Origin of the sequence: Citrobacter telavivensis (genome assembly GCF_041807075.1) — a bacterium.
In the GTDB taxonomy this organism is placed as follows: domain Bacteria; phylum Pseudomonadota; class Gammaproteobacteria; order Enterobacterales; family Enterobacteriaceae; genus Citrobacter_A; species Citrobacter_A telavivensis.
On record NZ_JBGUBF010000004.1, the window covers coordinates 197,829 to 218,162 of the forward strand.

Annotated in this window: 17 protein-coding genes; 16 read left to right on the forward strand and 1 reads right to left on the reverse strand. The window is 55.4% G+C overall.

Annotation, left to right across the window (positions count from 1 at the left end; all coding sequences use genetic code 11):
* Window positions 1–3 precede the first annotated feature (3 nt).
* The 16 genes from ftsI (at window position 4) to mutT (ending at window position 20,076) form a co-directional block, all read left to right on the forward strand.
* Entirely contained in the window at window positions 4–1,770 is a 1,767-nt protein-coding gene (ftsI, locus tag ACERJC_RS18100; protein ID WP_373672198.1) for a peptidoglycan glycosyltransferase FtsI, read from the forward strand.
* The gene (murE, locus tag ACERJC_RS18105; protein WP_152405876.1) at window positions 1,757–3,244 is read left to right on the forward strand and encodes a UDP-N-acetylmuramoyl-L-alanyl-D-glutamate--2,6-diaminopimelate ligase; all 1,488 of its coding nucleotides are present in this window, start codon (window positions 1,757–1,759) and stop codon (window positions 3,242–3,244) included. Before ftsI ends, murE begins: the two co-directional genes overlap by 14 nt.
* Complete coding sequence (gene murF / locus ACERJC_RS18110) at window positions 3,241–4,599, forward strand: UDP-N-acetylmuramoyl-tripeptide--D-alanyl-D-alanine ligase (protein ID WP_371896210.1); 1,359 nt, start codon at window positions 3,241–3,243, stop codon at window positions 4,597–4,599. Before murE ends, murF begins: the two co-directional genes overlap by 4 nt.
* Window positions 4,593–5,675 (forward strand): phospho-N-acetylmuramoyl-pentapeptide-transferase, encoded by a 1,083-nt coding sequence (gene mraY / locus ACERJC_RS18115; RefSeq protein WP_042323857.1) that lies wholly within the window; start codon window positions 4,593–4,595, stop codon window positions 5,673–5,675. The genes murF and mraY overlap by 7 nt, the downstream gene beginning before the upstream one ends.
* 2 nt (window positions 5,676–5,677) lie before the next feature.
* Complete coding sequence (gene murD, locus ACERJC_RS18120) at window positions 5,678–6,994, forward strand: UDP-N-acetylmuramoyl-L-alanine--D-glutamate ligase (RefSeq protein WP_373672199.1); 1,317 nt, start codon at window positions 5,678–5,680, stop codon at window positions 6,992–6,994.
* Window positions 6,994–8,238 carry a cell division protein FtsW gene (gene ftsW, locus ACERJC_RS18125; protein ID WP_152405873.1) on the forward strand — a complete coding sequence of 415 codons (1,245 nt, stop codon included), beginning with the start codon at window positions 6,994–6,996 and terminating at the stop codon, window positions 8,236–8,238. The genes murD and ftsW overlap by 1 nt, the downstream gene beginning before the upstream one ends.
* Complete coding sequence (gene murG / locus ACERJC_RS18130; RefSeq protein ID WP_152405872.1) at window positions 8,235–9,302, forward strand: undecaprenyldiphospho-muramoylpentapeptide beta-N-acetylglucosaminyltransferase; 1,068 nt, start codon at window positions 8,235–8,237, stop codon at window positions 9,300–9,302. The genes ftsW and murG overlap by 4 nt, the downstream gene beginning before the upstream one ends.
* Before the next feature lie 53 nt (window positions 9,303–9,355).
* A complete protein-coding gene (gene murC, locus ACERJC_RS18135; protein ID WP_373672200.1) occupies window positions 9,356–10,831 on the forward strand; it encodes a UDP-N-acetylmuramate--L-alanine ligase in 1,476 nt (491 codons plus the stop codon).
* On the forward strand, window positions 10,824–11,744 hold the full coding sequence (locus ACERJC_RS18140; RefSeq protein WP_373672201.1) for a D-alanine--D-alanine ligase: 921 nt from the start codon (window positions 10,824–10,826) through the stop codon (window positions 11,742–11,744). The genes murC and ACERJC_RS18140 overlap by 8 nt, the downstream gene beginning before the upstream one ends.
* A 1-nt stretch (window position 11,745) precedes the next feature.
* A complete protein-coding gene (ftsQ, locus tag ACERJC_RS18145; protein ID WP_373672202.1) occupies window positions 11,746–12,576 on the forward strand; it encodes a cell division protein FtsQ in 831 nt (276 codons plus the stop codon).
* Entirely contained in the window at window positions 12,573–13,835 is a 1,263-nt protein-coding gene (ftsA, locus tag ACERJC_RS18150) for a cell division protein FtsA (protein WP_003018755.1), read from the forward strand. Before ftsQ ends, ftsA begins: the two co-directional genes overlap by 4 nt.
* A 61-nt stretch (window positions 13,836–13,896) precedes the next feature.
* Window positions 13,897–15,048, forward strand: coding sequence for a cell division protein FtsZ (gene ftsZ, locus ACERJC_RS18155; protein WP_004857884.1), 1,152 nt, complete (start codon window positions 13,897–13,899; stop codon window positions 15,046–15,048).
* Between the two features lie 100 nt (window positions 15,049–15,148).
* The gene (lpxC, locus tag ACERJC_RS18160) at window positions 15,149–16,066 is read left to right on the forward strand and encodes a UDP-3-O-acyl-N-acetylglucosamine deacetylase (RefSeq protein ID WP_046475491.1); all 918 of its coding nucleotides are present in this window, start codon (window positions 15,149–15,151) and stop codon (window positions 16,064–16,066) included.
* Between the two features lie 277 nt (window positions 16,067–16,343).
* Window positions 16,344–16,850: a secA translation cis-regulator SecM gene (gene secM, locus ACERJC_RS18165; protein WP_152405869.1), complete on the forward strand. Its 507-nt coding sequence runs from the start codon at window positions 16,344–16,346 to the stop codon at window positions 16,848–16,850.
* A 63-nt stretch (window positions 16,851–16,913) separates the two neighbouring features.
* Entirely contained in the window at window positions 16,914–19,619 is a 2,706-nt protein-coding gene (secA, locus tag ACERJC_RS18170; protein WP_373672203.1) for a preprotein translocase subunit SecA, read from the forward strand.
* Between the two features lie 58 nt (window positions 19,620–19,677).
* Window positions 19,678–20,076, forward strand: coding sequence for an 8-oxo-dGTP diphosphatase MutT (gene mutT, locus ACERJC_RS18175; RefSeq protein WP_373672204.1), 399 nt, complete (start codon window positions 19,678–19,680; stop codon window positions 20,074–20,076).
* 63 nt (window positions 20,077–20,139) lie between these two features.
* On the opposite strand, the gene yacG is transcribed toward mutT, so the two are convergent.
* The gene (yacG, locus tag ACERJC_RS18180; RefSeq protein WP_042323837.1) at window positions 20,140–20,334 is read right to left on the reverse strand and encodes a DNA gyrase inhibitor YacG; all 195 of its coding nucleotides are present in this window, start codon (window positions 20,332–20,334) and stop codon (window positions 20,140–20,142) included.

Sequence of the window (20,334 nt, forward strand, 5' to 3'; positions counted from 1 at the left end):
CGCATGAAAGCAGCGGCAAAAACGCTAAAACCAAAACGCCAGGAAGAACAGGCCAACTTTATCAGTTGGCGTTTTGCGTTGCTGTGCGGCTGCATTTTACTGGCACTGGGTTTCCTGCTGGGTCGTGTCGCCTGGCTGCAGATTATCGCGCCGGATATGCTGGTACGTCAGGGGGACATGCGCTCGCTGCGTGTACAGGAAGTGGCGACCTCGCGCGGTATGATCACCGACCGTTCGGGGCGTCCGCTGGCCGTCAGCGTACCGGTGAAGGCTATCTGGGCCGATCCGAAAGAAGTCCATGCTGCCGGAGGCGTTAGCGTTGGCGATCGCTGGAGAGCGCTCTCTACCGCGCTGAATATCCCGCTTGATCAACTGGCTGCCCGTATCAACGCCAACCCGAAAGGGCGCTTTATCTATCTGGCGCGTCAACTAAACCCGGATATGGCGGATTACATCAAAAAGCTGAAGCTGCCGGGGATTTATCTGCGCGAAGAATCCCGTCGGTACTATCCTTCCGGCGAAGTGACCGCTCACCTCATTGGTTTCACCAATGTGGATAGCCAGGGGATTGAAGGTGTTGAGAAGAGTTTTGACAAATGGCTCACCGGTCAACCGGGTGAGCGTATCGTGCGTAAAGACCGCTACGGTCGCGTCATTGAAGATATCTCTTCCACCGACAGTCAGGCCGCGCATAACCTCGCGCTGAGCATTGACGAACGCTTACAGGCGCTGGTGTATCGCGAACTGAATAATGCGGTGGCATTTAACAAGGCGGAATCCGGGAGCGCAGTGCTGGTGGATGTGAATACCGGTGAAGTGCTGGCAATGGCGAACGGCCCGTCCTACAACCCGAACAACCTGAGCGGTACGCAGAAAGATGTCATGCGTAACCGTACCATCACCGACGTGTTTGAGCCGGGTTCTACCGTCAAACCGATGGTGGTAATGACCGCGCTCCAGCGTGGCGTGGTGCGGGAAAACAGCGTGCTCAATACCGTTCCCTACCGAATTAACGGCCACGAAATTAAAGACGTGGCGCGCTACAGCGAATTGACCCTGACCGGGGTTTTACAGAAGTCGAGTAACGTCGGTGTTTCTAAGCTGGCGTTAGCGATGCCGTCCTCAGCGTTAGTAGATACTTACTCACGTTTTGGGCTTGGAAAGGCGACCAATTTGGGGTTGGTCGGAGAACGCAGTGGCTTATATCCTCAAAAACAACGGTGGTCTGACATAGAGAGGGCCACCTTCTCTTTCGGCTACGGGCTAATGGTAACGCCGTTACAGTTAGCGCGAGTCTACGCAACGATTGGCAGCTATGGCGTTTATCGTCCGCTGTCGATTACCAAAGTTGATCCCCCGGTTCCCGGTGAGCGTATTTTCCCGGAATCGACCGTACGTACCGTTGTGCACATGATGGAAAGCGTAGCGCTGCCGGGGGGCGGCGGCGTGAAGGCGGCGATTAAAGGCTATCGTATCGCCATTAAAACCGGTACGGCGAAAAAAGTAGGCCCTGATGGCCGCTACATCAACAAATACATTGCTTATACCGCAGGCGTTGCACCTGCGAGTCAGCCGCGCTTCGCGCTGGTTGTTGTTATCAACGATCCGCAGGCGGGTAAATACTACGGCGGCGCCGTTTCCGCGCCGGTATTTGGTGCCATCATGGGCGGCGTTCTGCGTACCATGAACATCGAACCGGACGCGCTGGCAACGGGCGAAAAAAGTGAATTCGTAATTAATCAAGGCGAGGGAACAGGTGGCAGATCGTAATTTGCGCGACCTTCTTGCTCCGTGGGTAACAGGTTTACCTGCGCGAGAACTGCGAGAGATGACACTCGACAGCCGTGTGGCTGCGTCGGGCGATCTCTTTGTGGCAGTGGTTGGTCATCAGGCGGACGGGCGTCGATATATCCCGCAGGCGATAGCGCAAGGTGTGGCTGCCATTATTGCAGAGGCGAAAGATGAGGCAACCGACGGTGAAGTGCGTGAAATGCACGGCGTACCGGTTATCTATCTCAGCCAGCTTAACGAACGTTTATCTGCACTGGCGGGCCGCTTTTATCACGAGCCATCTGAAAATATGCGTCTGGTCGGCGTAACCGGTACTAACGGTAAAACCACCACGACTCAATTGCTGGCGCAGTGGAGCCAACTGCTCGGCGAAACCAGCGCAGTGATGGGTACGGTCGGCAACGGTCTGCTCGATAAAGTGATCCCAACGGAAAATACCACCGGCTCGGCCGTTGACGTCCAGCAGGTGCTGGCGGGACTGGTCGATCAGGGCGCGACCTTATGCGCGATGGAAGTCTCTTCCCACGGTCTGGTCCAGCATCGTGTTGCGGCACTGAAATTTGCCGCCTCGGTGTTTACCAATTTAAGCCGCGATCATCTGGATTATCACGGTGATATGGAGCATTACGAAGCCGCGAAATGGCTGCTTTTCTCCACGCACCATTGCGGACAGGCGATTATCAACGCGGATGATGAAGTTGGTCGTCGTTGGCTGGCGAATCTGCCGGATGCCGTGGCCGTTTCGATGGAAGACCATATCAACCCTAACTGCCATGGCCGCTGGCTGAAAGCGGTTGAGGTCAATTATCACGACAGCGGCGCGACCATCCGCTTTGCTTCAAGCTGGGGTGAGGGTGAGATTGAAAGCCGCCTGATGGGCGCGTTTAACGTCAGCAATCTGCTGTTGGCGCTAGCCACGCTGCTGGCGTTGGGCTATCCACTGGCTGACCTGCTGAAAACCGCCGCGCGTCTGCAGCCGGTTTGTGGGCGCATGGAGGTCTTTAGCGCACCGGGTAAAACCACCGTCGTTGTCGACTACGCCCATACTCCTGATGCGCTGGAAAAAGCGTTGCAGGCGGCGCGTTTGCACTGTACCGGACAACTCTGGTGCGTCTTTGGTTGCGGCGGCGATCGCGACAAAGGAAAGCGCCCGCTGATGGGGGCGATTGCCGAAGAGTTCGCCGATATCGTGGTCGTAACGGACGACAACCCGCGTACTGAAGAGCCACGCGCCATTATCGACGACATTCTGGCAGGCATGCTGGACGCCGGTCGGGCAAAAGTGATGGAAGGTCGTGCTGAAGCGGTGACCAACGCCATTATGCAGGCGAAAGATAACGATGTGGTGCTGGTGGCAGGTAAAGGCCACGAGGATTATCAGATTGTCGGGACTCAGCGTCTGGACTATTCCGACCGTGTAACCGCGGCACGTCTGCTGGGGGTCATCGCATGATTCGCGTAACGCTCAGCCAACTTGCCGGTATTCTCGGCGGCGAACTGAAAGGGAACGATCTGTCCCTTGATGCCGTTACCACCGATACGCGTAAGCTGACGCCAGGCTGCCTGTTTGTGGCGCTCAAAGGTGAGCGTTTTGATGCCCACGATTTTGCCGCTCAGGCAAAAGAGGGTGGGGCGGGTGCACTGCTGGTTAGCCGTCCGCTGGCGATTGATTTGCCGCAGGTGGTTGTGAAAGACACCCGTCTGGCCTTTGGCGAACTGGCCGCATGGGTGCGCGCGCAGGTTCCGGCGCGCGTGGTGGCATTAACCGGTTCGTCCGGTAAAACCTCCGTGAAAGAGATGACGGCGGCGATCCTTAGCCAGTGTGGCAACACGCTCTATACCGCGGGCAACCTTAATAACGACATCGGTGTGCCGATGACGCTGCTGCGCTTAACCCAGGATGACGACTACGCCGTGATTGAATTAGGCGCTAACCATCAGGGCGAAATTGCCTGGACCGCCGGTCTGACACGTCCGGAAGCGGCGCTGGTCAACAACCTGGCAGCGGCGCATCTGGAGGGCTTCGGCTCTCTGGCGGGAGTGGCGAAAGCGAAAGGTGAAATTTTTACCGGCCTGCCTGAAAACGGCATTGCCATTATGAATGCCGATAACAATGACTGGCTGAACTGGCAGAGCATCATCGGCGATCGTAAAGTCTGGCGTTTTTCACCGAATGCCGCCAACAGCGATTTCACGGCGACCAATGTGCATGTGACGTCACACGGCACCGAGTTTTTACTGCAAACGCCTGGCGGGAGCATTGATGTACTGCTGCCGTTGCCGGGGCGTCACAATATCGCCAACGCGCTGGCGGCGGCTGCACTGTCGATGGCCGTTGGCGCGACACTGGATGCGATTAAAACCGGTCTGGCGAATTTAAAAGCGGTACCGGGACGTCTGTTCCCTGTCCAGTTGGCGGAAAACCAACTGCTGCTCGATGATTCGTATAACGCCAACGTCGGATCAATGACCGCTGCGGTACAGGTACTGTCCGAAATGCCGGGTTACCGTGTGCTGGTTGTCGGCGACATGGCCGAGCTGGGCGCAGAGAGCGAAGCCTGTCATGTGCAGGTCGGTGAGGCGGCGAAAGCGGCGGGCATCGACTGCGTATTGAGTTCAGGGAAACTGAGCAAGGCTATCAGCGACGCGAGCGGCGTCGGCGAACATTTTGCGGATAAGCCCGCGCTGATCGCACGTTTGCAGGCGCTGATTGCAGAGCAACAGATCATTACCATTTTAGTGAAGGGTTCACGTAGTGCCGCCATGGAAGAGGTCGTACGCGCATTACAGGAGAAAGGATCATGTTAGTTTGGCTGGCCGAACATTTGGTCAAATATTATTCCGGCTTTAACGTCTTTTCTTATCTGACGTTTCGCGCCATTGTCAGCCTGCTGACCGCGCTGTTCATCTCATTGTGGATGGGCCCGCGCATGATCGCCCGCCTGCAAAAGCTCTCCTTCGGCCAGGTCGTGCGTAACGACGGTCCGGAGTCTCACTTCAGCAAACGGGGCACGCCGACGATGGGCGGGATCATGATCCTTACCGCGATCGTCATTTCTGTTCTGCTATGGGCCTATCCGTCAAACCCGTACGTCTGGTGCGTGTTGGTGGTGTTGATTGGCTACGGCATTATCGGCTTCGTTGATGACTATCGAAAAGTGGTCCGTAAAGACACTAAAGGCCTGATCGCACGCTGGAAATACTTCTGGATGTCGGTCATTGCGCTGGGTGTTGCCTTCGCACTGTATCTCGCCGGGAAAGATACGCCAGCGACGGAACTGGTGGTGCCGTTCTTCAAAGACGTCATGCCACAACTCGGACTGTTCTACGTTCTGCTGGCGTACTTTGTGATTGTCGGCACCGGCAACGCGGTGAACCTGACCGACGGTCTGGATGGCCTGGCGATTATGCCAACCGTCTTCGTCGCGGGTGGCTTTGCGCTGGTCGCGTGGGCGACCGGGAACATGAATTTTGCCAGCTATCTGCATATTCCTTACTTACGCCATGCCGGTGAACTGGTGATCGTCTGTACGGCGATTGTCGGCGCGGGCTTAGGTTTTCTGTGGTTTAACACCTATCCGGCTCAGGTCTTCATGGGCGACGTCGGATCGCTGGCGCTGGGCGGCGCGCTCGGCATTATCGCCGTGCTGCTGCGTCAGGAATTCCTGCTGGTGATTATGGGCGGGGTGTTTGTGGTGGAGACCCTGTCGGTCATATTGCAGGTCGGCTCCTTCAAGCTGCGCGGTCAACGTATCTTCCGCATGGCACCGATTCATCACCACTATGAACTGAAAGGCTGGCCGGAACCGCGCGTGATTGTGCGCTTCTGGATTATTTCGCTGATGCTGGTCCTGATTGGCCTGGCAACGCTGAAGGTACGTTAATCATGGCTGATTACCAGGGTAAAAACGTCGTCATTATCGGTCTGGGGTTAACCGGACTCTCTTGCGTGGACTTTTTCCTCGCCCGCGGCGTAACCCCTCGAGTGATGGATACCCGTGCGACACCACCGGGACTGGATAAGTTACCGGAAGCCGTAGAGCGCCATGTCGGCAGTCTGAACGACGACTGGTTGCTGGCTGCGGATCTGATTGTGGCAAGCCCTGGTATCGCCCTCGCGCATCCGTCTCTGAGCGCTGCGGCTGATGCGGGCGTTGAGATCGTTGGTGATATCGAACTGTTCTGCCGTGAAGCGCTGGCACCGATTGTCGCGATCACCGGTTCGAACGGGAAAAGCACCGTCACCACGCTGGTGGGTGAAATGGCGAAAGCGGCCGGTGTGAACGTCGGCGTTGGCGGCAACATTGGGCTGCCCGCGCTGATGCTGCTGGATGCGGAACGCGAACTGTATGTCCTTGAGCTCTCCAGCTTCCAGCTAGAGACCACGTTCAGCCTGCAGGCGGCAGCTGCCACTATTCTGAACGTCACCGAAGATCATATGGACAGGTATCCGTTTGGTTTACAACAGTATCGCGCGGCAAAACTGCGAGTTTACGAGAATGCGAAAGTCTGTGTGGTCAATGCCGATGATGCGTTAACGATGCCGATCCGTGGTGCCGATGAGCGCTGCGTGAGTTTTGGCGTCAACATGGGTGATTATCACCTTAACCGTCAACAGGGTGAAACCTGGCTGCGGGTGAAGGGTGAGAAAGTGCTGAATGTGAAAGAGATGAAGCTTTCCGGTCAGCATAACTACACCAACGCCCTGGCAGCGCTGGCGCTGGCGGATGCGGTAGGTTTACCGCGCGCCAGCAGCCTGAAAGCGCTGACGACGTTCACCGGTCTGGCACATCGTTTTCAGTTGGCGCTGGAGCATAACGGCGTGCGCTGGATTAACGACTCTAAAGCGACCAACGTCGGCAGCACTGAAGCTGCGCTGAACGGCCTGCACGTTGACGGTACGCTGCATCTGCTGTTGGGCGGCGATGGTAAATCAGCGGACTTCTCTTCGCTGAGTCGCTATCTGGAAGGCGATCGCGTGCGTTTGTACTGTTTTGGCCGCGATGGTGCGCAGCTGGCTGCGCTGCGTCCGGAGATAGCAGAGCAAACTGAGACCATGGAAGAGGCGATGCGTCTGTTGGCGCCGCGTGTGAAACCAGGCGATATGGTGCTGTTGTCACCGGCCTGTGCCAGCCTCGACCAGTTTAAGAATTTTGAGCAACGGGGCGATGTCTTTACCCGTCTGGCGAAGGAGTTGGGTTGATGCGTTTATCTCTCCCTCGCCTGAGACTGCCGCGCCTGCCGGGATTTGGCATCCTGGGATGGATCTTTGCGGCGCTTAAGGGCTGGGTGATGGGCTCGCGAGACAAAGATTCCGACAGTCTGATCATGTACGATCGCGTGCTGCTGTGGCTGACGTTAGGCCTCGCGGCGATCGGTTTTGTCATGGTGACGTCGGCATCCATGCCGGTAGGACAACGTCTGGCGGGCGATCCGTTCCTGTTTGCCAAGCGCGATGCGCTCTATATTTTTCTGGCATTTTGTCTGGCGATGATCACGCTGCGTCTGCCCATGGAGTTCTGGCAGAAGTACAGCACCACGATGCTGATCGCCTCGATAATCATGCTGTTGATCGTCCTGGTGGTGGGGAGTTCGGTGAATGGGGCATCGCGTTGGATCGCATTAGGTCCTCTGCGTATTCAGCCTGCGGAATTTACCAAGCTGTCGCTGTTCTGCTATCTCGCTAACTATCTGGTGCGCAAGGTTGACGAAGTTCGTAATAACCTGCGTGGCTTCCTTAAGCCGATGGGCGTGATTCTGGTGCTGGCGATCCTGCTGCTGGCGCAGCCCGATCTCGGTACGGTGGTGGTGCTATTCGTGACCACGCTGGCGATGCTGTTTCTGGCCGGGGCGAAGTTGTGGCAGTTCATTGCCATTATCGGCATGGGAATTTCAGCGGTCGTGCTGCTGATCCTCGCCGAGCCTTATCGTATTCGCCGCGTGACCTCGTTCTGGAACCCGTGGGAAGATCCGTTTGGTAGCGGATACCAGCTCACCCAGTCACTGATGGCGTTCGGGCGCGGTGAAATGTGGGGACAAGGACTGGGCAACTCGGTACAGAAACTGGAGTATCTGCCGGAAGCGCATACCGACTTCATCTTCGCCATCATTGGGGAAGAACTGGGTTATATCGGTGTGGTATTGGCGCTTTTAATGGTATTCTTCGTCGCTTTTCGCGCGATGTCGATTGGCCGCAAAGCGCTGGAGATCGACCACCGTTTTTCCGGATTTTTGGCCTGTTCCATCGGTATTTGGTTTAGTTTTCAGGCACTGGTGAACGTCGGCGCGGCGGCAGGCATGCTGCCAACTAAAGGTCTGACGCTGCCGCTCATCAGTTATGGTGGCTCGAGTTTGCTGATTATGTCGACAGCCATCATGTTTTTGTTGCGAATTGATTATGAAACGCGTCTGGAAAAAGCACAGGCGTTTACACGAGGTTCACGATGAGTGGTCAAGCGAAGCGGTTAATGGTGATGGCGGGCGGTACCGGTGGACATGTGTTCCCGGGGCTGGCGGTCGCGCACCATTTAATGGACCAGGGCTGGGAAGTTCGCTGGCTCGGCACCGCTGACCGTATGGAAGCGGATTTAGTCCCTAAGCATGGCATCGACATTGACTTCATCCGCATCTCAGGACTGCGCGGCAAAGGCGTGAAAGCGCTGTTGGCTGCCCCTTTGCGTATTTTCAACGCATGGCGTCAGGCGCGCGCAATCATGAAAAGTTTTAAACCCGACGTTGTGCTGGGGATGGGCGGTTATGTTTCCGGTCCCGGCGGTCTGGCCGCGTGGTCTCTGGGGATTCCGGTCGTGCTGCATGAGCAAAACGGTATCGCCGGGTTAACCAACAAATGGCTGGCGAAAATTGCCACTAAGGTCATGCAGGCGTTCCCTGGCGCGTTCCCGAATGCGGAAGTGGTCGGTAACCCGGTGCGCACCGACGTGCTGGCGTTGCCGCTGCCGCAGGCGCGTCTGGTCGGACGTGAAGGTCCGATTCGCGTGTTGGTGGTCGGGGGATCGCAGGGCGCTCGCGTACTGAATCAGACCCTGCCGCAGGTTGCCGCCAGACTGGGCGATGCGGTGACTATCTGGCATCAGAGCGGAAAAGGCGCACAGCAGACCGTAGAACAAGCCTATGCCGACGCGGGACAACCGCAGCATAAGGTGACGGAATTTATTGATGACATGGCGGCCGCCTATGCGTGGGCCGACGTGGTGGTTTGCCGTTCTGGCGCATTAACGGTGAGTGAAATTGCTGCCGCCGGTTTACCTGCGCTGTTTGTGCCATTTCAACATAAAGACCGACAGCAGTACTGGAATGCGTTGCCGCTGGAGAAAGCGGGCGCAGCCAAAATTCTCGAGCAGCCGCAGTTTACTGTGGATGCCGTCGCCAGCACCCTGTCCGGGTGGTCGCGAGAAAGCTTGTTAACCATGGCAGAACGTGCCCGCGCTGCATCCATTCCGGATGCCACCGAGCGTGTTGCAACTGAAGTGAGCCGGGCTGCCCGGGCGTAATTGTGGCGGTGCCTTTTGCATCGCAGAATTTATTGAAGTTAATGGCGTAAAGAATGAATACACAACAATTGGCAAAACTGCGTTCCATCGTGCCCGAAATGCGTCGCGTTCGGCACATTCACTTTGTCGGCATCGGTGGTGCCGGTATGGGCGGTATTGCCGAAGTTCTGGCCAATGAAGGGTATCAGATCAGTGGTTCCGATTTAGCGCCAAACCCGGTGACGCAGCAGTTGATGAACCTGGGGGCAACGATTTATTTCAACCATCGCCCGGAAAACGTGCGTGATGCGAGCGTGGTTGTGGTCTCCAGCGCCATCTCTGCCGATAACCCGGAAATTATGGCGGCGCACGAAGCGCGTATTCCGGTGATCCGTCGTGCGGAGATGCTGGCGGAGTTGATGCGTTTTCGCCACGGCATCGCGATTGCCGGGACGCACGGTAAGACGACCACTACTGCAATGGTCTCCAGTATTTACGCGGAAGCGGGGCTGGATCCGACTTTCGTTAACGGCGGTCTGGTGAAAGCGGCAGGTGTTCACGCGCGTCTGGGCCATAGCCGTTACTTAATTGCGGAAGCGGATGAGAGCGACGCGTCGTTCCTGCATCTGCAACCGATGGTGGCGATTGTCACCAACATCGAAGCCGATCACATGGATACCTACCATGGCGACTTCGAAAATCTTAAGCAGACGTTTATTAATTTCCTGCATAACCTGCCGTTTTATGGTCGTGCGGTGATGTGCGTTGACGACCCGGTGATCCGCGAGCTACTGCCGCGCGTGGGCCGTCAGACCACGACGTACGGCTTTAGCGATGATGCTGATGTTCGCGTCGAAGATTATCAGCAGGTGGGCCCGCAGGGGCACTTCATCCTGCTGCGCCAGGGGATGCCTGACCTGCGCGTAACGCTGAATGCGCCAGGTCGCCATAATGCCCTGAACGCGGCGGCTGCCGTGGCGGTGGCAACGGAAGAAGGTATTGCAGACGACGCGATCCTGCGCGCGCTGGAAAGCTTCCAGGGTACTGGTCGTCGTTTCGACTTCCTCGGTGAATACCCGCTTGAGCCGGTTAACGGCAAAGCCGGTACGGCAATGCTGGTGGATGATTACGGTCACCACCCGACGGAAGTGGACGCGACAATTAAAGCTGCACGTGCGGGCTGGCCGGACAAAAATCTGGTGATGCTGTTTCAGCCGCACCGTTTCACGCGTACGCGTGACCTGTATGACGACTTTGCCAACGTGCTGACCCAGGTTGATACGTTGCTGATGCTGGATGTGTACGCGGCGGGCGAAGCGCCGATTCCGGGGGCGGACAGCCGCTCGCTGTGCCGCACCATTCGCGGTCGCGGGAAAATCGACCCGATTCTGGTTTCCGATCCGGCGCAGGTTGCGCAAATGCTGGCACCGGTATTGACCGGCAACGATTTGATTCTGGTGCAGGGCGCGGGAAATATCGGCAAAATCGCGCGTTCCTTAGCTGAAATCAAATTGAAGCCGCAAATTCAGGAGGACGAACAACATGGCTGATAAAATCGCGGTCCTGCTGGGCGGTACCTCCGCTGAACGTGACGTGTCGCTGAATTCCGGTACGGCGGTGCTGGCCGGATTACGTGAAGGTGGCGTGGATGCGCATCCGGTCGATCCGAAAGAGGTCGACGTTACGCTGTTGAAGTCGATGGGCTTTCAGAAAGTCTTTATCGCCCTGCATGGTCGTGGCGGGGAAGATGGAACCTTACAGGGGTTGCTGGAACTGGTTGGCTTGCCTTATACCGGCAGCGGCGTGATGGCATCGGCGATCTCCATGGATAAACTGCGTAGCAAGTTCCTGTGGCAGGGCGCGGGGTTACCCGTTGCGCCGTGGGTCGCGTTAGAGCGTGCTCAGTTTGAAAAAGGTCTTAACGAAGAACAGGTTACACAAATTTCTGCGCTGGGTTTACCGCTGATTGTGAAGCCGAGCCGTGAAGGCTCCAGCGTGGGAATGTCGAAAGTGTCAGAATATGACGCTTTACAGGATGCATTAACGCTGGCTTTTCAGCATGATGAAGACGTTCTGATCGAGAAATGGCTCAGCGGTCCGGAATTTACGGTAGCGATACTGGGTGAAGAAATTTTACCCGCAATTCGTATCCAACCCGCTGGAACCTTCTATGATTATGAGGCGAAGTATCTGTCTGATGAAACACAGTATTTCTGCCCGGCAGGTCTGGAACGTGAACAAGAAGCTATTTTGCAGGCATTAGTGCTGAAAGCGTGGACAACCCTGGGCTGTAAAGGTTGGGGGCGTATTGACGTCATGCAGGATAGCGATGGCCAGTTTTATCTGCTGGAAGCGAATACCTCTCCGGGGATGACCAGCCACAGCCTGGTGCCAATGGCGGCGCGTCAGGCGGGCATGAGCTTCTCGCAGTTGGTGGTACGAATTCTGGAGTTGGCGGACTGATATGTCGCAGGCAGCGCTGAACACGCGAAACAGTGAAGAAGAGGCTTCTTCCTCACGTCGCAATAATGGAATGCGTCTTGCAGGTATTTTCTTCCTGCTGACGGTGCTGTGTACCGTGCTGGTCAGCGGCTGGGTCGTGTTGGGGTGGATGGAAGATGCGCAGCGTTTGCCGCTGTCAAAGCTGGTGTTAACCGGTGAACGCCATTACACGAAGAATGATGATATTCGCCAGTCGATTCTGGCGCTGGGAGCACCTGGCACGTTTATGACCCAGGATGTGAATATCATCCAGAGCCAGATCGAACGCTTGCCGTGGATTAAGCAGGCCAGCGTCAGAAAGCAGTGGCCAGATGAATTGAAGATTCATCTGGTTGAATATGTGCCGATTGCGCGTTGGAATGATCAGCATATGGTAGACGCCGAAGGAAATGCCTTCAGCGTGCCGGCCGATCGCACCAGCAAGCAGGTTTTACCCATGTTATCCGGCCCGGAAGGCAGCGCGAGTGAAGTGTTGCAGGGGTATCGTGACATGTCGCAGGTGCTGGCGAAGGACAGGTTTACCCTGAAGGAAGCGGCAATGACCGCACGTCGTTCCTGGCAGTTGACGCTCAATAACGATATTAAGCTCAATCTTGGCAGGGGCGACACGATGAAACGTTTGGCTCGCTTTGTAGAACTTTACCCGGTTTTACAGCAGCAGGCGCAAACCGATGGCAAACGGATTAGCTACGTTGATTTGCGTTATGACTCAGGAGCGGCAGTAGGGTGGGTTCCCTTACCTCCTGAGGAATCTAATCAGCAACAGAATCAGGTACAGGCAGAACAACAATGATCAAGGCGACGGACAGAAAACTGGTAGTTGGACTGGAGATTGGCACCGCGAAGGTTGCCGCTTTAGTAGGGGAAGTTCTGCCCGACGGTATGGTCAATATCATTGGCGTGGGCAGTTGCCCGTCACGGGGGATGGATAAAGGCGGGGTTAATGACCTCGAATCCGTGGTGAAATGCGTGCAGCGCGCCATTGATCAGGCAGAACTGATGGCAGATTGCCAAATCTCCTCGGTCTACCTGGCGCTTTCGGGCAAACATATTAGCTGTCAGAATGAAATCGGCATGGTGCCGATTTCGGAAGAAGAAGTGACGCAGGAAGACGTGGAAAACGTCGTGCATACCGCGAAGTCAGTGCGCGTTCGCGATGAGCACCGTGTACTGCACGTGATCCCGCAGGAATATGCGATTGACTACCAGGAAGGCATCAAAAATCCTGTCGGTCTTTCCGGTGTTCGTATGCAGGCAAAAGTGCATTTGATCACCTGCCACAACGATATGGCGAAAAACATTGTTAAAGCCGTGGAACGTTGTGGCCTGAAAGTTGACCAACTGATATTTGCCGGACTGGCGGCCAGTTATTCCGTATTGACGGAAGATGAACGTGAACTGGGCGTCTGCGTCGTCGATATTGGTGGTGGTACAATGGACATCGCCGTTTATACTGGCGGGGCTTTGCGCCACACCAAAGTGATCCCTTATGCAGGGAATGTGGTCACCAGCGACATCGCGTATGCCTTCGGCACGCCGCCGAGTGATGCCGAAGCGATTAAAGTTCGCCATGGCTGCGCGCTGGGATCCATCGTCGGGAAAGATGAAAGCGTTGAAGTGCCAAGCGTGGGTGGACGTCCGCCGCGCAGTCTGCAACGACAGACGTTGGCAGAGGTGATTGAGCCGCGTTATACCGAACTGCTCAACCTGGTCAACGAAGAGATATTGCAATTACAGGAACAACTTCGCCAGCAGGGTGTGAAACATCATCTGGCGGCGGGGATTGTACTGACCGGTGGCGCGGCGCAAATTGAAGGTCTTGCCGCCTGTGCCCAGCGCGTGTTCCATACGCAAGTGCGTATCGGTGCGCCGCTGAATATTACCGGTTTGACGGATTACGCTCAGGAGCCGTATTACTCAACGGCGGTGGGGCTGCTTCACTACGGGAAAGAGTCCCATTTAAGTGGCGAAGCTGAAGTAGAGAAACGTGTTACGGCTTCAGTTGGCTCTTGGATTAAACGTCTTAACAGCTGGCTGCGAAAAGAGTTTTAATTTTTTATGAGGCCGGCGAAAATTACGGCCTCAGGCGACAGGCACAACGGAGAGAGAAACTATGTTTGAACCTATGGAACTGACCAACGACGCGGTGATTAAAGTCATCGGCGTCGGTGGCGGCGGCGGTAATGCCGTTGAACACATGGTGCGCGAGCGCATTGAGGGTGTTGAATTCTTCGCGGTAAATACCGACGCTCAGGCGTTGCGAAAGACGGCGGTTGGCCAGACTATCCAGATCGGTAGCGGGATTACCAAAGGTCTGGGGGCGGGTGCAAACCCGGAAGTCGGTCGCAATGCAGCAGACGAAGATCGTGAAGCTCTGCGTGCAGCGCTTGACGGTGCAGACATGGTGTTTATCGCAGCAGGCATGGGCGGCGGTACCGGCACCGGTGCAGCGCCAGTGGTTGCTGAAGTGGCTAAAGATTTAGGGATCCTGACCGTTGCGGTTGTGACCAAGCCTTTCAATTTTGAAGGCAAAAAGCGTATGGCTTTCGCGGAACAGGGGATCACTGAGCTGTCCAAGCATGTGGACTCGCTGATCACCATCCCGAACGACAAACTGCTGAAAGTGCTGGGTCGCGGTATCTCACTGCTTGACGCGTTTGGTGCGGCGAACGACGTGCTGAAAGGCGCGGTGCAGGGTATCGCCGAACTGATTACCCGTCCGGGTCTGATGAACGTCGACTTTGCAGACGTGCGCACCGTGATGTCCGAAATGGGCTACGCGATGATGGGTTCTGGCGTAGCGAGTGGTGAAGACCGCGCGGAAGAAGCCGCTGAAATGGCGATCTCCTCTCCGTTGCTGGAAGATATCGATCTGTCTGGGGCGCGTGGCGTGCTGGTCAACATCACAGCGGGCTTCGACCTGCGTCTGGATGAGTTCGAAACCGTGGGTAACACCATCCGTGCTTTTGCATCGGATAACGCGACCGTGGTGATCGGTACTTCCCTGGACCCGGATATGAACGACGAACTGCGTGTCACCGTGGTAGCAACCGGTATTGGTATGGACAAGCGTCCTGAAATCACTCTGGTCACCAACAAACAGGTGCAGCAGCCGGTGATGGATCGTTACCAGCAGCACGGCATGGCGCCGTTGACGCAAGAGCAGAAACCGGTCGCAAAAGTGGTGAACGACAATACGCCGCAAACCGCGAAAGAGCCGGATTATCTGGATATCCCTGCGTTCCTGCGTAAGCAAGCCGATTAAGAATAGGCTGGAATTTGGGATTCGAGGCTCTTTGTGCTAAACTGGCCCACCGAATGTATAGTACACTTCGGTTGGATAGGTAATTTGGCGAGATTATACGATGATCAAACAAAGGACACTTAAACGTATCGTTCAGGCGACTGGCGTCGGTTTGCATACCGGCAAGAAAGTCACCCTGACATTACGCCCTGCGCCGGCCAACACCGGGGTCATCTATCGTCGCACCGACTTGAATCCACCGGTAGATTTCCCGGCCGATGCCAAATCTGTGCGTGATACCATGCTCTGTACGTGTCTGGTTAACGAGCATGATGTACGGATTTCAACCGTAGAGCACCTTAATGCTGCTCTGGCGGGTCTGGGTATCGATAACATCGTTATCGAAGTTGATGCTCCGGAAATCCCGATCATGGATGGCAGTGCTGCTCCGTTCGTCTACCTGCTGCTTGACGCCGGTATTGAAGAACTGAACAGCGCCAAGAAATTTGTTCGCATCAAAGAGACCGTTCGTGTCGAAGATGGTGACAAGTGGGCTGAGTTCAGACCGTACAATGGTTTTACGTTGGATTTCACTATCGACTTTAACCATCCGGCGATCGACTCCAGCACTCAGCGCTATGCGATGAACTTCTCTGCTGACGCGTTCATGCGCCAGATTAGCCGCGCGCGTACTTTCGGTTTCATGCGTGATATCGAATATCTGCAGTCCCGTGGCCTGTGCCTGGGCGGCAGCTTCGATTGTGCCATCGTTGTTGACGATTATCGCGTACTGAACGAAGACGGCCTGCGTTTTGAAGATGAATTCGTTCGTCACAAAATGCTCGACGCTATTGGCGACCTGTTCATGTGTGGTCATAACATTATCGGTGCATTTACCGCGTATAAATCCGGTCATGCATTGAATAACAAATTGCTGCAGGCTGTCCTGGCAAAACAGGAAGCCTGGGAATTTGTGACCTTCCAGGACGATGCAGAACTGCCGCTGGCTTTCAAAGCGCCTTCGACCGTACTGGCATAACGACACAGGTTGTCGCATAAATTCGACTGGTTAATCTGGCACTCTCTCCGGCCAGGTGAGCCAGTCGTTTTTTTTGGCATCTTTTTGCCCTGTTTGTCGTCAAAGTCGCCATTCGGTATTGTTCTTTAGCGTGCTGAATCGCGATGCCGTGCGAACGCTGCTTTCTTAAGCACTTTTACCTGCAACTTCTCATCAATACTGCTGTAGTGCCTGCGCATTAATGATAAGATTTGTGCGCAAAAAACGTTTTGAATAATACGATTGGGATGGCAATAACGTGAGTGGAATACTGACGCGCTGGCGACAGTTAGGTAGACGCTACTTCTGGCCGCATCTCTTATTAGGGATGGTCGCGGCAAGTTTTGGCCTGCCTGCGCTCGGAAGCACCGTTGAGCCGACTACGCCTGCAAAGGCGGCAGCAAGCAGCCACGAGCAACGCGTTAAAGTCAATTTCAGCCAGCTGGCGCTGCTGGAAACGAGCAACCGCCGCCCCAATTTTACCGTCGACTACTGGCATCAGCATGCTATTCGCACGGTCATCCGTCATCTTTCTTTCGCAATGGCCCCGCAGGCGCTGCCCGTTGCGGAAGAGCCGTTACCGCTTCAGGCGCATCATTTAGCCTTACTGAATACGCTCAGCGCGATGCTGACTCAGGAAGGTACGCCTTCGGCAAGTGCGCCGTGCGTAACGTATGCCCATTTTACGCCTCAGGCCGTATTCACCGTTCCCGCCTGGATCAGTCAGGCGCAGGGGATTCGCGCCGGCCCTCAACGCCTCAGCTAAAAAAACCAATAAACTTCAACTAATTATTATGACCCCACATCGCGGGGCGTTTGAGATTTCAATATGCTAATCAAATTATTAACGAAAGTATTCGGTAGCCGTAACGATCGTACGTTGCGTCGTATGCGTAAAGCGGTTGCAGCGATCAATGCCATGGAACCGGAGATGGAAAAACTCTCCGATGACGAACTGAAGGCAAAAACCAGTGAATTCCGCGCGCGTCTGGAAAAAGGCGAAAGCGTAGAGAGCCTGATCCCGGAAGCCTTTGCCGTCGTACGTGAAGCCAGTAAGCGCGTCTTTGGTATGCGTCACTTCGACGTTCAGTTGCTCGGGGGGATGGTACTTAACGAGCGCTGCATCGCGGAAATGCGTACCGGTGAAGGTAAAACCCTGACCGCAACCCTGCCCGCTTACCTGAACGCGCTGAGCGGCAAAGGCGTTCACGTGGTTACCGTGAACGACTATCTGGCGCAGCGTGACGCCGAAAACAACCGTCCGCTGTTCGAATTCCTCGGTATGACCGTTGGCATCAACCTGCCGGGCATGCCTGCGCCAGCCAAGCGCGAAGCTTACGCCGCGGACATCACTTACGGCACCAACAACGAATATGGCTTTGACTACCTGCGTGACAACATGGCGTTCAGCCCTGAAGAGCGCGTACAGCGTAAACTGCACTATGCGCTGGTGGATGAAGTCGACTCCATCCTGATCGATGAAGCGCGTACTCCGCTGATCATTTCCGGCCCGGCTGAAGACAGCTCGGAAATGTACAAGAAAGTGAACAAAATCATCCCGTATCTGATTCGCCAGGAGAAAGAAGACTCCGACAGCTTCCAGGGGGAAGGCCACTTCTCTGTGGATGAAAAAGCGCGTCAGGTCAACCTGACCGAACGCGGTCTGGTGCTGATTGAAGAACTGCTGGTGAAAGAAGGCATTATGGATGAGGGTGAGTCTCTGTACTCGCCGGGTAACATCATGCTGATGCACCACGTGACCGCTGCACTGCGCGCACACGCGCTGTTCACTCGCGACGTTGACTATATTGTGAAAGACGGCGAAGTCATCATCGTTGACGAACATACCGGTCGTACCATGCAGGGCCGTCGCTGGTCTGATGGTCTGCACCAGGCTGTTGAAGCGAAAGAGGGCGTGGAAATCCAGAACGAGAACCAGACGCTGGCCTCGATCACCTTCCAGAACTACTTCCGTCTGTATGAAAAACTGGCCGGTATGACCGGTACCGCAGATACTGAAGCGTTTGAGTTCAGCTCAATCTACAAACTGGATACCGTGGTGGTGCCGACCAACCGTCCGATGATCCGTAAGGACATGTCGGATCTGGTCTACATGACCGAAGCGGAAAAAATTCAGGCCATCATTGAAGATATTAAAGAACGTTCCGCCAATGGTCAGCCGGTGCTGGTGGGGACTATCTCCATCGAGAAATCCGAAGTGGTTTCTAACGAACTGACTAAAGCCGGTATCAAACACAACGTTCTGAACGCTAAATTCCACGCCAACGAAGCGGCTATCGTCGCGCAAGCGGGCTATCCGGCAGCCGTGACCATCGCCACTAACATGGCCGGTCGTGGTACGGATATCGTGCTGGGCGGTAGCTGGCAGGCAGAAGTGGCCGCGCTGGAAAACCCAACGCCTGAGCAGATTGCACAGATTAAAGCTGACTGGCAGGTTCGTCATGAAGCCGTTCTGGCGTCCGGTGGTCTGCACATCATCGGTACTGAGCGTCATGAATCTCGTCGTATCGATAACCAGCTGCGCGGTCGTTCCGGTCGTCAGGGGGATGCGGGTTCTTCGCGTTTCTACCTGTCGATGGAAGATGCGTTGATGCGTATTTTTGCCTCTGACCGCGTGTCCGGCATGATGCGTAAACTGGGAATGAAACAGGGCGAAGCTATTGAGCACCCGTGGGTCACCAAAGCGATTGCCAACGCGCAGCGTAAAGTGGAAAGCCGCAACTTCGATATTCGTAAGCAACTGCTGGAATATGATGATGTTGCTAACGACCAGCGTCGTGCTATCTATTCCCAGCGTAACGAACTGCTGGACGTGAGCGACGTTAGCGAAACGATCAACAGCATTCGTGAAGACGTGTTCAAAGCCACCATTGATGCTTACATTCCGCCGCAGTCTCTGGAAGAAATGTGGGATATCCCGGGTCTACAGGAACGCCTGAAAAATGACTTCGATCTGGAGATGCCGATCGCTGAATGGCTGGACAAAGAACCGGAACTGCATGAAGAGACGCTGCGTGAGCGTATCCTGGCGCAGGCCATCGAAGTGTATCAGCGCAAAGAAGAGGTGGTTGGCGCAGAAATGATGCGTCATTTCGAAAAAGGCGTCATGCTGCAAACGCTTGATTCCCTGTGGAAAGAACACCTGGCGGCGATGGATTACCTGCGTCAGGGTATCCACCTGCGTGGCTATGCGCAGAAAGATCCGAAGCAGGAATATAAGCGCGAATCCTTCTCGATGTTTGCCTCCATGCTGGAAACACTGAAGTACGAAGTGATCAGTACGCTGAGCAAAGTTCAGGTACGCATGCCGGAAGAAGTCGAAGCGATGGAACAGCAGCGTCGTGAAGAAGCGGAACGCTTGGCGCAGATGCAGCAACTGAGCCATCAGGACGACGACAGTGCCGCAGCGGCCGATCTGGCGGCGCAAACGGGCGAACGTAAAGTAGGTCGTAACGATCCATGTCCGTGTGGTTCCGGTAAAAAATACAAACAGTGCCACGGCCGTCTGAGCTAAGATCTGAATAATAACGATGAGGCGCAGGAAACTGCGCCTTTTTTATGGATACGACAATATGAAAAAACTGAACATCGCCGTCGGGATTATCCGTAATCCGTATAATGAAATCTTTATCACCCAGCGTGCGGCCGATGCGCACATGGCGAACAAACTGGAATTTCCTGGCGGCAAGATTGAAGCCGGAGAGACACCGGAACAGGCGCTGAGCCGCGAGCTACAGGAAGAGGTGGGAATTACGCCGGTAGGCGCCACGCTTTTTGAGAAACTGGAGTATCAGTTTCCGGACAGGCATATCACGCTGTGGTTCTGGCTGGTCGAAAGCTGGAAAGGCGAGCCGTGGGGAAAAGAGGGGCAGCCCGGAAAATGGATTGCCGCCGGGGCGTTGCAGGCGGAGGATTTCCCTCCGGCGAATGAACCGGTCATCATGAAGTTAGTTCAAACCGCACAGGCCTGATAAGGCGACGCCGGGCTCCGGCAAATCACGGCGGGGGCGTAGTGTCCCCCATACCGTCTGTGCTTACTCTTTCGTTTCACTCCAGTCGTCGCTATCGGACAGATCGCCACTGCTGGCGATGCGTTTCTCTTCAGCGGCCCACTCACCTAAATCGATCAACTGGCAACGCTTGGAACAAAATGGGCGGAATGGACTGACTTCACCCCATACAACCGTTTTGCCGCAGGTAGGGCAGTTTACGGTGATCGTCTCTGACAT